The organism is Streptomyces sp. NBC_00306, from assembly GCF_036169555.1.
Classification (GTDB): domain Bacteria; phylum Actinomycetota; class Actinomycetes; order Streptomycetales; family Streptomycetaceae; genus Streptomyces; species Streptomyces achmelvichensis.
The window spans coordinates 5,640,422-5,654,626 of the sequence record NZ_CP108032.1 but is presented as its reverse complement, the minus strand read 5'-3'; the positions used below and the strand labels follow the sequence as shown (position 1 = coordinate 5,654,626).

At 70.7% G+C, this 14,205-nt stretch carries 7 protein-coding genes; 4 read left to right on the top strand and 3 right to left on the bottom strand.

The features are described from left to right. Window positions 1–320 precede the first annotated feature (320 nt). Window positions 321–1,514 (bottom strand): hypothetical protein, encoded by a 1,194-nt coding sequence (locus OHA05_RS25350; protein WP_328861795.1) that lies wholly within the window; start codon window positions 1,512–1,514, stop codon window positions 321–323. Window positions 1,515–1,880: 366 nt separating this feature from the next. On the opposite strand from OHA05_RS25350, the gene OHA05_RS25345 reads away from it, so the two are divergent. Together OHA05_RS25345 and OHA05_RS25340 are read left to right on the top strand one after the other, a co-directional pair. Next, window positions 1,881–2,636 (top strand): hypothetical protein, encoded by a 756-nt coding sequence (locus tag OHA05_RS25345; protein ID WP_328861794.1) that lies wholly within the window; start codon window positions 1,881–1,883, stop codon window positions 2,634–2,636. Between the two features lie 402 nt (window positions 2,637–3,038). Further along, entirely contained in the window at window positions 3,039–5,078 is a 2,040-nt protein-coding gene (locus OHA05_RS25340) for a M4 family metallopeptidase (protein WP_313943986.1), read from the top strand. An 83-nt stretch (window positions 5,079–5,161) separates the two neighbouring features. Here the strand turns inward: OHA05_RS25340 and OHA05_RS25335 are convergent, their stop codons facing one another. Then, window positions 5,162–6,412, bottom strand: coding sequence for an alginate lyase family protein (locus tag OHA05_RS25335; protein ID WP_313943987.1), 1,251 nt, complete (start codon window positions 6,410–6,412; stop codon window positions 5,162–5,164). A 207-nt stretch (window positions 6,413–6,619) separates the two neighbouring features. Then, window positions 6,620–9,286 carry an alpha-glucan family phosphorylase gene (gene glgP / locus OHA05_RS25330; protein WP_313943988.1) on the bottom strand — a complete coding sequence of 889 codons (2,667 nt, stop codon included), beginning with the start codon at window positions 9,284–9,286 and terminating at the stop codon, window positions 6,620–6,622. A gap of 1,155 nt (window positions 9,287–10,441) precedes the next feature. Here glgP and OHA05_RS25325 point away from each other — a divergent pair. Both OHA05_RS25325 and treS read left to right on the top strand, forming a co-directional pair. Continuing rightward, window positions 10,442–12,439, top strand: coding sequence for an alpha-1,4-glucan--maltose-1-phosphate maltosyltransferase (locus OHA05_RS25325; protein WP_313943989.1), 1,998 nt, complete (start codon window positions 10,442–10,444; stop codon window positions 12,437–12,439). After that, window positions 12,436–14,142 carry a maltose alpha-D-glucosyltransferase gene (gene treS, locus OHA05_RS25320; RefSeq protein ID WP_313943990.1) on the top strand — a complete coding sequence of 569 codons (1,707 nt, stop codon included), beginning with the start codon at window positions 12,436–12,438 and terminating at the stop codon, window positions 14,140–14,142. The genes OHA05_RS25325 and treS overlap by 4 nt, the downstream gene beginning before the upstream one ends. The last annotated feature ends 63 nt before the right edge of the window (window positions 14,143–14,205 follow it).

Here is a 14,205-nt window from a genome sequence, read left to right as displayed (position 1 = left end):
CGTTTCTGTTGGGGGTGGGGCTGTGGGACGGCGTTCCGCGCGATCCTGCTCTCACGCGACGCGGGCACGCGCCGACCCGGCTCGTGGTCACCTGCGCAGGCGGACGGCATCGGTCCGTGCACCCACCGGCGCGACGAACAGCGCCGGAGCATCCCCTCGGAGGGCATCACCGCTCGGTACCTGCCCGCTCCCTTATCGTACCGAAAATGCCTAAATCGGATGGAATGCACAATTGCTGGCATGCCCGGTGTGGGGGACGGTATGCCCGGTGCCGCGAACGAGTTGGACGGAGCGATCTGCCCGGCGGCGCCGGGGACGAGCTACGGCGGGCCCGAGCCGTTCAGCCAGAAGGCTCCGTAGACGGCGCCCGCCGCGGTCATCGTGGTCAGCGTCGCCCAGAGGTACGCGGGGCGTGACCGGGCGAGCACCACCGCGAGCGGCAGCAGCAGCGGAAAGGCCGGCATCAGGAGGCGCGGCTTCGAGCCGAAGTAGCCCGAGGCACCCAGCGCAAGCAGCGTGACGACGGCCGAGTACACCACCAGAGCCACCGGCTGCCCCTGCCGCAGGCCGATCCGGTGCGGCCACGCGGCCAGCAGGAACAGCAGACCGACCACGACGGCGGTCACGACGCCCGAGTGGGCGAAGGACGAGAGGAAGCGGGCGAAGGCGATACCACCGTCGAAACCGTTGCCCCACCCCGCCTGCACGTCGAGGTATCCGAGCAGATGACCCTGCCGGTGCCCGACCCACAGGACGAAGCCCGCGGCGCCGAGCGGCGCGATCGCGCATCCCACGGCCATGGCGGCCACCGAGTCCGGGAGCCGGCGCCGGGTGCGCAGACTGTCCGCCGTCACCAGCAGCGCGGCGACGAGGAGGGCGGCGCACACGGCCAGCCCTATGGGTCGCGTGAGGCCCGCGAGAAAGGACAGCAGTCCCGCGGTGATCCATCGTCCGGTGAGGACGGAGTACAGGGACCAGGCCGCGAGGGCGACGAAGAGGGACTCGCTGTACGCCATGGACTGGACGATGCCGACGGGCAGGGCCGCCCAGAGGCCCACCAGGACGAGTCCGGCCCGGTGGCCGTGGACATGGCTCGCCACGGCGTGGATCCCCCACGCGGCCACCAGCGAGGCCAGCGCGCTGACCACGAGTCCCGCGTCGGGCAGGCTCAGCGGGCTGACCGCCGACAGGCCCTCCTCCAGCCAGGGCAGCAGGGGGAAGAAGGCCATGCCGGACAGGCTCCGCCCGTCGGGCGCCTGGAGGGTGAAGCCGTAGCCGTGCTCGGCGACGCGGGTGTACCAGAGCGAGTCCCAGCGCCTGCTCAGCAGGACGTGGGCGCTCTTGCCGGTGGACGCCGACCAGAGGACGAGGACGACGAGGCCGAGGAAGCGGATCGCGAGGTAGAGCGCGAGCGAGGGGCGGGCGGCGCGAAAGCTGTTCCGTAGCGCCGTCAGGCGGGCGGCGACGAGGTCGCCGGGTGCGCGGAGCGACGGACGGGACGAAGTGATCGACATACAGCCTTCTGGGAGACGCCGTGGAGCGGGCAGGACGGACCATTGAACCGTGGCCCGCGGCGGAGACCTATTCGACGGTGCGCGGACCCTCGCTCCCGCGGTGCGCGGACCGCCCGCTCGCGTCGTACGTGCACCGCTCTACGTACACGGCTGTACGTGCACAGCCGTACGTGCACCGCTGTATGCGCACCATCCGCCTCCGGCCCCCGCGCACCGTCCGCCTCCGCCCTGCACGGACCCGCCCGCCTCCGCCGTACGAGCGCCGTCCACGCACGTGACCCCCCGGGCAAGCACGCGAACACGGCCGCCGCCCCGGTACCCAGCCACCGCGACCCGCGCCCACCCGCGTATGTGATCGTGGTCGGCATGACGAGTGAGGTGACTCCGGACCCGGCTCCGGAGACGGTGGTGGTGCCGGAGCTCTACGTCGGCTACCCGGGCGTGGCCTTCGGGGGCTTCGTGGCGGGGCTCCTCGCCGAACGATCCGGCGCGGGCACCGTACGGGTCGACTTCCGCGGGCCCGTGCCCGTCGGAGTGCCGGTGCCGATCGCCGGGACGGGCGGGGGCTGGGCCCTGGGCCCCGCGGACATGCCACTGGCGACGGCACGGCCCGCCGCACCCGACGACCGCCGGCCCGATGCGCCGCCGGCGCCCGGGTGGGACGAGGCGGTCGCCGCCACCGAGGCCTTCCGGGCGGCGCCGCCCGCGGGAATGGTCGACTGCTTCGGCTGCGGGCTGGACCGTACGCCCGACCGCGGGCTGCGCCAGCACTGCACACCGGTCCCGGGCCGCGACGTCGTCGCCTGCGGCTGGATCCCCGACCCGGCGCTCGCGGACTCCGACGGGCTGCTGCCGCCCGAACTGGTGTGGGGCGCGCTGGACTGCCCGGGGAACTGGGCGGGACGGCTGCTCGGCACCCAGCAGGCCGGGGCGGTGACGGCGTCCCTGACCGCGACGCTGCTACGGCCGGTGGCCGCGGCGGCGCCGCACGTCTCGTACGCCTGGCTGCGCGAGGAGTCGGGCCGCAAGCACACGATGGGGGTGGCCCTGGCGACCGCCGGGGGCGAGCTGTGCGCGGTCGCCGAGGCCCTGTGGCTGGATCCGCGACCGCGGGCCGCGTGACCCCGCGCGCCCGCTGACCGTCTCCGGGCCGTGCGGGTCCGAAAGGACGCGACGAGGGGCGCGGAACGCGCCACACTTCGGGGCGCTCGCCGCGGGCGGCGCGTACCCTCCGCCGGCCTGTCCGTTCGAACGGAACGCACACAGGTTTGATACCGGGATTATCGGCGGCTCAGGGCTTGTACCCCCGCCGGCCGGCGACCTGGTGATGATCGACGAAACGTTCGCTTAACGAACATGACCAAACGGGCACCGGACGAAATCCGGCCAACTTGTTGACGCGGTCCTGACAGGACCCGTTCACCCCTGCGACTCTTCCCCCGTTCCACGCACCACATGCTCCGCAGGCTCTGCCCGGACGACCCCACCCAGTCGTCCGGTACCCCCCTCGCAGAAGGAGTTCGCGTGAGACCCACGCCTCGCCGGCGCACCACAGCGACCGGAGCGCTCATAGCCACCGCGGCCCTCCTTGCCGTCGGATTCCAGGCCGGACCCTCGTCGGCCGATCCGGCGGCATCCGCCGTTCCGGCATCCGCGCAAGCAGGGAAGGCCGACCCCGGCGCCCTGCCGCTGAGCCTGAGCCCCGCCCAGCGCGCGGAGCTCATCCGCAAGCAGAGCGCCACCACGGCGGCCACGGCGGCCGAACTGGGCCTGACCGCCCAGGAGAAGCTCGTGGTCCGGGATGTCACCCAGGACCGCGACGGCACCACCCACACCCGCTACGAGCGCACCTACGCGGGCCTGCCGGTCCTCGGCGGCGACCTCGTGGTCGCCGAGAGCAAGGCCGGTGCCACCGAGTCGGTGACCAAGGCCTCGAAGACGGTGCTCAAGGACGTCGACACCAGCGCCGACGTGACGCCGGCCGCCGCGGAGAAGCAGGCACTCGGTCTCGCCAAGGCCGACGGCTCCACCAAGGCCGACGCGGACCGCGCGCCGCGCAAGGTGGTCTGGCTGGCGCAGGGCAACAAGCCGGTCCTCGCGTACGAGACCGTCGTCGGCGGCCTCCAGCACGACGGCACTCCGAACGAGTTGCACGTCGTCACCGACGCCACCACGGGCAAGAAGCTCTACGAGTGGCAGGCCGTCGAGAACGGCACCGGCAACACGCAGTACAGCGGCCAGGTGACCCTCGGCAGCACGCAGTCCGGGTCCACGTACAACCTCACGGACGCCGGACGCGGCAGCCACAAGACGTACAACCTCAACCGGGGTACGTCGGGCACCGGCACGCTGTTCTCGGGTCCGGACGACGTCTGGGGCAACGGGCAGGCCTCCAACCTGGAGACCGCCGGCGCCGACGCCGCCTACGGCGCGGGCCTCACCTGGGACTACTACAAGAACGTGCACGGCCGTTCCGGCATCCGGGGTGACGGTGTCGGCGCGTACTCCCGCGTGCACTACGGCAACAACTACATCAACGCCTTCTGGCAGGACAGCTGCTTCTGCATGACGTACGGCGACGGCGCGGGCAACGCCAAGCCGCTCACGTCGATCGACGTCGCCGCGCACGAGATGACGCACGGCGTCACGGCGGCCACCGCGAAGCTCGTCTACAGCGGTGAGTCCGGCGGCCTCAACGAGGCGACGTCCGACATCTTCGCGGCGGCCGTGGAGTTCCACGGCAACAACGCCCAGGACAAGGGCGACTACCTCGTCGGCGAGAAGATCGACATCAACGGCGACGGCACCCCGCTGCGCTACATGGACAAGCCGAGCAAGGACGGCGCGTCCAAGGACGCCTGGTACTCGGGCATCGGCGGCATCGACGTGCACTACTCCTCGGGTCCGGCGAACCACTGGTTCTACCTGCTCTCCGAGGGCAGCGGCGCGAAGACCGTCAACGACGTGAACTACGACTCCCCGACCTCGGACGGGCTGCCGGTCACCGGCATCGGCCGGGAGAAGGCCGCGCTGATCTGGTACAAGGCGCTCACCACGAAGTTCAACTCGACGACGAACTACGCGGCGGCCCGTACCGGCACGCTCGCGGTCGCGACCGAGCTCTACGGTGCCACCAGCGCCGAGGTCAAGTCCGTGACCGACGCCTGGGCCGGCATCAACGTCGGCGCCCGTCCCGGCGGCGGCGACCCCGACCCGGGCGGCGTCTTCGAGAACAGTGCCGACGTCGCGATCCCGGACAACGGTGCCGCGGTCACCTCGACGGTCAACGTCACCGGCCGCACCGGCAACGCCCCGGCCGCGCTGAAGGTCGGCGTGGACATCATCCACACCTGGCGCGGCGACCTGGTCGTCGACCTGGTGGCGCCGGACGGCACGGTGTACCCGCTGAAGCCGTTCAGCTCCTCCGACTCGGCGGACAACGTCCAGACCACGTACACGGTCAACGCCTCCTCCGAGGTGGCGAACGGCGCCTGGAAGCTGCGGGTCCAGGACCGGGCGCGGCTGGACACCGGCTACATCAACAGTTTCAAGCTGACCTTCTGATCCTTCGGGATCATCGGTCGCACAGCCGCCCGGGGTGGATGTCCACCCCGGGCGGTTTCGCGTGTCCGGCGCCTGATGTTCGGTCAGCTGGGGTTGCCGGCGTGGGTGAGCGTCTCCCAGCCGACGAACAGGTTGTTGGACCCGGCGGGCCGCTGCTGCTCGGTGAGCCTCTGGGTGTTGCTCATGTCGATGCCCATGCGGGTGTGCAGGGCGTTGAACCCGACCTCGGTGACCGGCCCCAGCTTGTCCTTGAGGCTGCCCTTGCAGAGGTTTCCGGGTACCGGGGTGCCGAGCTGGTACTTGGCGTGCAGCCCGAGCGCGTGCCGCAGCCGGTCGGCGATCTCCGGATAGAGGTCCTGACCCTGGATGCGGGTGGTCTCGGCGAAGTGTGAGATGGCGGAGAGCCCGTAGCCGGTGTGGGTCAGATCGCGGCAGGTCTCCTGGCTGAGTCCGTCCATGAAGGTCGACTGGCCCTGCCAGTAGCCGATGATCTTGTCCCGGGTGTCGAGGCCGGACCCCGGCGCGGTCTTGGGCAGTGCGCCGTCGGAGGCGACGTAGATGTACGCGGGCACCCGGCCGCGGAACTTGGTGACGGCCCTGTCGTATGCCGTGCGGTCCTCCAGGAAGACCGCGATGCCGATCGCGGCCTCCATCATGCTCAGCTCCCAGTTGCCGTTGGAGTGCGAGCCGTTGATGACCTCGGGCAGATAGACATTGCGCAGCATGGTGCCGAAGCGCCCGGAGTTGGGCCACGAGCTGTAGGTGTACTTGATGATCTCGGCGGCCCGCGGCCAGGAGGAGCCTGCCCAGCCGGTCTGCAGCGGGGCGTTGCTGTTCGTGTGGTCCTTGATCACCGCGGACCAGGCGTCCATGATCTGGACGGCCTTGGCGGCGTAGCGGCTGTCACCGCTGATGTACCAGGCGAGCGAGAGAGTGTACGCGGCGATCGCGTCCTCGCGCTCGTCCGTGCAGCCGTTGTTGGGGTTGGAGTACGAGCCGCACTCGACGACCGCGCGGGGCTTGGCGGTACGCGAGAGCGAGGCGTACTTGCTGCCCATCATCTGGTCGTAGGCGCCCTTCCAGGGCTGGGCGTTCGCCTGGACCTTGGCCTTGACGAAGTCCAGCTGGGGGCGGCTGACGAGCACGCCGGGGTGGGTGAAGGCGGCCGGGGCCGCGGCCGCGGCGGCCGCCTTCGCGGTGGCCCCGGGGGCCTCCTTCACGGCGGAGGCCGGGGATATGAGGGTGGCGGCGAGCACGCCGGCCAGCACGGTGGACAGAGCGAGCGCGAGCGTTCGCGGCCCGCGCAGGGCATGGGAGGTGGATCCGGTGCGCATGGGGATGCCTTCCGGGTGGGGGGCTGCGGTCCCAACTCGGTTCACTCATATGAACGTTGAGCGTGAGAGTGAACGCGATGGTGGACCAGGAAACTAAAGGCATCGCATGTGCACGTCAAGACGCTGAGTTCACGTCATGAAGAAGGCGTGCCCGGCCGCGAACGCGGCCGGGCACACAGGACTAGCGCTCCCGAAGAAGCACGGGGGTCAGCGCATCAGCACGCCCGCGCCCTCCCCCGTCGCCTCCGTCGGGAGGGCAACCAGACCCAGATCCGCACTCGCCGCGAGCAACCGGTGGGCGGGCAGGATGCGGACCGTGTAGCCGAACGGGCCGGTGCGGTCCAGCGCGAGCGGACCCTCGTACACCCAGCGGCCCTCCAGGTCCGGGCCGCTCGCCGGCTTCAGCGGGAAGGTCTGGGCGTCGGCGATCGCGTCGTCGGAGTCCACCCGGCCCGCAACCGCCTGTACCTCCACGTCGTCCGGCTCCAGGTCGCCGAGGGCGACCCGCACCCGCAGCCCGAGCGTGGCTCCCAGCTCCGCCGTGCCCTCGGACGCCGGCTGCTCCGACGCCTCCACATGGTCCAGGGCGACCCGCGGCCACGAGGTCCGCACCCGCCGCTTCCAGGAGGCCAGTTCGCGTGCGCTCTCCGCGCCCAGCGCCCGATGGGCCCGGGCCGCCGGTGCGTACAGCCGCTCCACGTACTCGCGCACCATGCGCCCCGCCAGCACCTTGGGGCCGAGGGTGGTCAGCGTGCGCCGGACCATCTCGATCCACCGCGAGGGCAGGCCCTGGTCGCCGCGGTCGTAGAAGCGCGGGGCGACCCGGTTCTCGATCAGCTCGTAGAGGGCCGCGGCCTCCAGGTCGTCACGGCGGTCGTCGTCGGTGGCCGCGCCGTCCGCGGTGGGGATCGCCCACCCGAAGTCCGGCTCGAACCACTCGTCCCACCAGCCGTCCAGCACCGACAGGTTGAGGCAGCCGTTCAGCGCCGCCTTCATCCCGCTGGTGCCGCAGGCCTCCAGCGGACGCAGCGGGTTGTTCAGCCAGACGTCGCAGCCCGGGTAGAGCTTCTGCGCCATGGCCATGCCGTAGTCGGGCAGGAAGACGATGCGGTGCCGCACCCGCGGGTCGTCCGCGAACCGCACCAGCTCCTGCACCAGCCGCTTGCCGCCGTCGTCCGCGGGATGGGCCTTGCCGGCCACCACGATCTGCACCGGCCGGGTGGGATGCAGCAGCAGCTCCATCAGCCGGTCGCGGTCGCGGAGCATCAGTGTGAGCCGCTTGTACGACGGCACGCGGCGGGCGAATCCGATGGTCAGCACATCCGGGTCGAGGACGTTGTCGACCCAGCCCAGCTCCGCCCCGTCCGCGCCCCGCTGCCGCCAGGAGGCACGCACGCGCCGGCGCACCTCGGTCACCAGCTGCTCGCGCAGTTCGCGGCGGAGCCCCCAGATGTCGGCGTCGGGGATGTCGGCGACGGCGTCCCAGGGCCCGGTGTCGCCGACGGACAGGGCGTCCTCGGCGCGGTCGGCGCCGATCCGGCGTGCGCCGAGCCGGAACACCTCGGGCGCCACCCAGGTGGGCGCGTGCACGCCGTTGGTGACGGAGGTGATCGGCACCTCCTCGGCGTCGAAGCCCGGCCACAGGCCCGCGAACATGCCGCGGCTCACGGCGCCGTGCAGGGTCGAGACCCCGTTGGCGCGCTGGGCGAGCCGCAGTCCCATCACGGCCATGTTGAAGAGGTTGGGCTCGCCGCCCGGGTAGGTCTCCATGCCGAGCTGGAGGATCTTCTCGACCGGGACCTCCGGCAGTTCGGCGTGCTCGCCGAAGTGGCGGGCGACCAGCTCCCGGTCGAAGCGGTCGATGCCGGCCGGCACGGGGGTGTGCGTGGTGAACACGGTCCCGGCCCGCACCGCTTCGAGCGCCGCCTCGAAGTCCAGGTCCCTGCCGCCGTGCTCGGCGGCCCGGCCCAGCTCGCGGATGCGCTCCAGCCCGAGGAAGCCGGCGTGCCCCTCGTTGGTGTGGAACACCTCGGGTTCCGGGTGCCCGGTGAGCCGGCAGTACGTCCGCACCGCCCGCACTCCCCCGATGCCCAGCAGCATCTCCTGGAGCAGCCGGTGTTCGCTGCCGCCGCCGTACAGCCGGTCGGTGACGTCGCGCTCGCCGGGGCCGTTCTCCTCGACGTCCGAGTCGAGCATCAGCAGGGGCACCCGGCCGACGTGGGCGACCCAGATGTGCGCCCGCAGCGCGCGCCCGCCGGGCAGCGCGAGGGACACCCGTGCCGGGGTGCCGTCCTGTTCCCGCATCAGGGTGACCGGCAGTTCGTTGGGATCGAGCACCGGATAGTGCTCCAGCTGCCAGCCGTCGCGGGAGAGGGACTGGCGGAAGTAGCCGTGGCGGTAGAGCAGTCCGACGCCGATCAGCGGTACGCCGAGGTCGCTCGCGGCCTTGAGATGGTCGCCGGCGAGGATGCCGAGACCGCCGGAGTACTGCGGGAGCGCGGCGGTGACGCCGAACTCCGGCGAGAAGTAGGCGACGGCGGCGGGAAACTCCGGCCCGCCGTCGCCGGAGGTGCCGCTGTGCGTCTGGTACCACCTGCGTCCGTGCAGATAGTCGTCCAGATCGGCGGCCGCGGCGGCCAGCCGGTGCAGAAAGGGTTGGTCCCCGGCCAGCTCCGCCAGCCGGGAGGCGGACACCGAGCCGAGCAGCCGTACGGGATCGCCTCCGGCCGCCCGCCACCCCGCGGGGTCGACGGCCTGGAAGAGGTCTCGGGTCTCGCTGTGCCAGGACCAGCGCAGATTGCGCGCGAGGTCGCTGAGCGGGCGGAGCGGTTCGGGGAGGACGGGGCGGACGGTGAATCGACGAATGGCCTTCACGGGTCCCACCTTCGCAGGGGAGGTACGCATCCGAGGGGACGCACGGCGGTGTGCGTCTCTCCGTCGCACGACGTTAGTCGCACCCCGCCCTCCGCAACCACGGCGCGCGGAGCCCGGTGGATGCCCGCCGGGGCATTCGGCGGCGGGCGCGCACCGTGGGGCCGGAGGGGGAGCCGAGGTCGACCGCGGGACCGGCTGTCGGCCTCGTACGCGGCCGGCGCCACGACCGGATCGGGGCGCGGGTGAGAGCGCGGCCGTCGACGACCGACTGTGTCGCTCCGGGGGAGCCGTTGGGGTACCCGGCGTGGCGGCGCCCCCGATGAGGTCGCACGGTCGCACGGTCGTGCGACCGACGTTCGAACGGTTCGCGGTCGACGCCCGGGTACGCGAACAGACGCGAACACCGCGTACGCGAACGCAACCACCGCCCGTGGAAGCTGTGGCCAGTGGTCAGCGGCTCACCGGTCTCCCGGGAACCGCGCGGCCTCGGTCCCGGAACCGGCGGAGGCTTTCGGCCAGGGTCTGGGCCGTTCGGTGCGGTAGGTGGCCGGAGGAGTCCGGCGTGTTCGAACAGGGCCCCACCCAGATCCTGGGCACCGCGTCGGCTGCCGCGGTCGCCGGGATCCACCACTGCATGGCCTCCGCACGGGAAACCGCTCCGACGAGGGGTGATGACGGTGCGTCGGCAGCCGCCTGTCGCCGAAACCGGCGTTCGCCGACGAGTGGACGGCCCGTCAGCCGCGGCGGACGGGGTCGTGCAGGACACCAGGAACGGGCGGCGCGAACGAGCCGGGGAACCCGGGTCGCCCCCTAGCCGGAATCGAACGGAGCGCGAACGGGGTGCGGGTGGTCACGCGTCGCGTGGGCACCCGCACCCCGTTCCGCCGATTCGTTTCCCTTGTGCAGCCACCTACGTCCTAGTAGTTAACAAACCACCGGATTGCCCACCCGAAAAGCGTGGGAAGGCTCACCCGGTACGTGCGCGACCGCACTCCCTGAGCGACAGGTTTCAGCCCACCCGAGTGAACGCGGACAGGAGCGGCCATGCCCGCAGCACGCCAGCCGTCGACTGACCAGCTACAAAGAACAGGCAAAGCAGGAATTAGTAGACAATCCGCTCAATCTGTCCTGTCCGAACAGCCCTCAGGTGAGCCCATGATCGGTCGCATCCCTGTCCTGGACGTCAGTCCCCAAGTCGACTGCGGGAGGAGGCCCGCCAAAGCGGTCGTCGGCGAGACCTTCCAGGTCGCCGCCACCGTCTTCCGCGAAGGACACGACGCGGTCGCGGCCAATGTCGTGCTGCGAGACCCCAGCGGCCGCCCCGGCCCCTGGACCCCCATGCGGGAGCTCGCGCCCGGCACCGACCGCTGGGGCGCCGACATCACCCCGGACACGGAGGGCCGCTGGAGCTACGCCGTGGAGGCCTGGAGCGACCCGGTGGCCACCTGGCGCCACCAGGCCGGCATCAAGGTCCCCGCAGGCATCGACACCGCGCTCGTGCTGGCGGAGGGCGCCGAGCTGTACGAGCGGGCCGCGGCCGGCGTGCCCAAGGGCGACGGGCGCGAGGCCGTGCTCGCCGCCGTCGACGCCCTCCGCGACACCTCGCGCTCGTCGGCCGCCCGGCTCGCCGCCGCTCTGGCGCCGGACGCCGCCGCCGCGCTCACCCGTCACCCGTTGCGCGAACTGGTCACCATCTCCCGCCCGTTGTCGCTCCTGGTGGAGCGCAAGCGAGCCCTGTTCGGGTCCTGGTACGAGCTGTTCCCGCGCTCCGAGGGGGCCGTCGTCCCCGAGGAGGGCCCGCCCGTGTCCGGCACCTTCCGCACCGCCGCCGAACGGCTGCCCGCCGTTGCCGCCATGGGTTTCGACGTGATCTACCTGCCGCCGGTGCACCCCATCGGGACCACCTTCCGCAAAGGGCCCGACAACACCCTCTCCCCCGGCCCCCACGACGTCGGTGTCCCCTGGGCCATCGGCTCCGCGGACGGCGGCCACGACGCGCTCCACCCCGACCTCGGCACCTTCGAGGACTTCGACCACTTCGTCGAGACGGCACGCGGTCTGCGCATGGAGATCGCCCTCGACTTCGCGCTCCAGTGCTCGCCCGACCACCCCTGGGTGACCGAGCACCCCGAGTGGTTCCACCACCGCGCCGACGGCTCCATCGCGTACGCCGAGAACCCGCCGAAGAAGTACCAGGACATCTACCCGATCGCGTTCGACCGGGACATGCGCGGACTCGTCCAGGAAACGCTCAGAGTGCTGCGTTTCTGGATGGAACACGGTGTACGGATCTTCCGCGTGGACAACCCTCACACCAAGCCCGTCGTCTTCTGGGAAAAGGTGATCGCGGACATCAACCGGACCGATCCGGACGTGATCTTCCTGGCCGAGGCGTTCACCCGGCCGGCGATGATGCACACCCTGGGGGCCATCGGCTTCCAGCAGTCGTACACCTACTTCACCTGGCGTACCGGCAAGCAGGAACTCACCGAGTACCTCACCGAGCTCTCCGGTGACGCCGCCTCGTACATGCGCCCCAATTTCTTCGTGAACACCCCCGACATCCTCCACGCCTACCTCCAGAAGGGCGGCCGTCCGGCCTTCGAGGTGCGTGCGGTGCTCGCGGCGACGCTGTCGCCCAGCTGGGGTGTGTACGCCGGCTACGAGCTCTGCGAGAGCGTGCCGGTGCGGGAGGGCAGCGAGGAGTACCTGCACTCGGAGAAGTACCAACTACGGCCCCGTGACTGGGAGTCGGCCGAGCGCGAGGGGCGCTCCATCGCCCCCCTCATCACCAAGCTCAACCGGATCAGGCGCCGCCACGGCGCCCTCCAGCAGTTGCGCGACATCCACTTCCACCCCGTGGACAACGACGCGGTGATCGCCTACTCGAAGAAGTCCGGTCCGAATCCGGGCGACACCGTGATCGTGGTCGTCAACCTCGACCCCCACCACACCCAGGAGGCAACGGTCTCGTTGGACATGCCGCAACTCGGACTCGGCTGGCACGAGACCGTACCGGTGCGCGACGAGCTCACCGGCGAGACCTATCACTGGGGCAGATCCACCTATGTGCGCCTCGAGCCGGGCAGCACGCCCGCGCACATCGTCGTTCTGCGACCGTCCCCGCCGATCGGAGGGTCACCCACATCATGATCGTCAATGAGCCCGTCCACGACACGTTCGAGGACACTCCCGCCAAGGACCGCGATCCCGACTGGTTCAAACGGGCCGTGTTCTACGAAGTCCTCGTGCGGTCCTTCCAGGACAGCAACGGCGACGGCATCGGCGACCTCAAGGGCATCACCGCCAAACTGGACTATCTGCAATGGCTGGGGGTCGACTGCCTCTGGCTGCCGCCGTTCTTCAAATCCCCTCTGCGGGACGGCGGTTACGACGTCTCCGACTACACGTCGGTCCTCCCCGACTTCGGGGACCTCGCCGACTTCGTCGAGTTCGTGGACGCCGCCCACCAGCGCGGTATGCGGGTCATCATCGACTTCGTCATGAACCACACGAGCGACCAGCACGAGTGGTTCCAGGAGTCCCGCCGCGATCCCGACGGCCCCTACGGCGACTACTACGTCTGGGCCGACGACGACAAGCAGTACCAGGACGCGCGGATCATCTTCGTCGACACCGAGACGTCCAACTGGACCTTCGACCCGGTCCGCAAGCAGTACTACTGGCACCGCTTCTTCTCCCACCAGCCGGATCTCAACTACGAGAACCCGGCGGTGCAGGAGGAGATCATCTCGGCGCTGCGGTTCTGGCTCGACCTGGGGATCGACGGCTTCCGGCTGGACGCCGTGCCGTACCTGTACCAGGAGGAGGGCACCAACTGCGAGAACCTCCCCGCCACGCACACCTTCCTCAAGCGGGTGCGCAAGGAGATCGACGCGCACTACCCGGACACGGTGCTCCTGGCGGAGGCCAACCAATGGCCGGAGGACGTCGTCGACTACTTCGGCGACTTCCCCGCGGGCGGCGACGAATGCCACATGGCGTTCCACTTCCCGGTGATGCCGCGGATCTTCATGGCGGTACGGCGCGAGTCCCGCTACCCGGTCTCGGAAATCCTGGCCAAGACGCCGGCGATCCCGCAGAACTGCCAGTGGGGCATCTTCCTGCGCAACCACGACGAGCTCACGCTCGAGATGGTCACGGACGAAGAACGCGACTACATGTACGCCGAGTACGCCAAGGACCCGCGGATGCGGGCCAACATCGGCATCCGGCGGCGACTCGCGCCGCTCCTGGACAACGACCGCAACCAGATCGAACTCTTCACCGCCCTGCTGCTGTCGCTGCCGGGCTCGCCGATCCTGTACTACGGCGACGAGATCGGGATGGGCGACAACATCTGGCTCGGCGACCGGGACGCGGTGCGCACGCCGATGCAGTGGACCCCCGACCGGAACGCGGGCTTCTCCTCCTGCGACCCCGGACGGCTCTATCTGCCGACCATCATGGACCCGGTCTACGGCTACCAGGTCACCAATGTCGAGGCGTCGATGAGCAGCCCGTCCTCGCTGCTCCACTGGACCCGACGCATGATCGAGATCCGCAAGCAGAACCCCGCCTTCGGACTCGGCGTCTACACCGAACTGCCCTCGTCGAATCCGGCGGTGCTCGCCTTCACCCGCGAGTACAAGGACGACCTCGTGCTGTGCGTGCACAACTTCTCGCGGTTCGCGCAGCCCACCGAGCTCGACCTGCGGCAGTTCGGCGGACGGCATCCCGTGGAGCTCATCGGCGGAGTGCGGTTCCCGGCCATCGGCCAGTGGCCGTATCTGCTCACTCTCGCCGGCCACGGCTTCTACTGGTTCAGGCTCAGGAAGGACGCGGCGGCAGCCTGATGCCCAGGTAACGAGAGGTACCTCCTGCGGGGCGGTTTCCCCCGTCCCGCACCGGGCACTCTC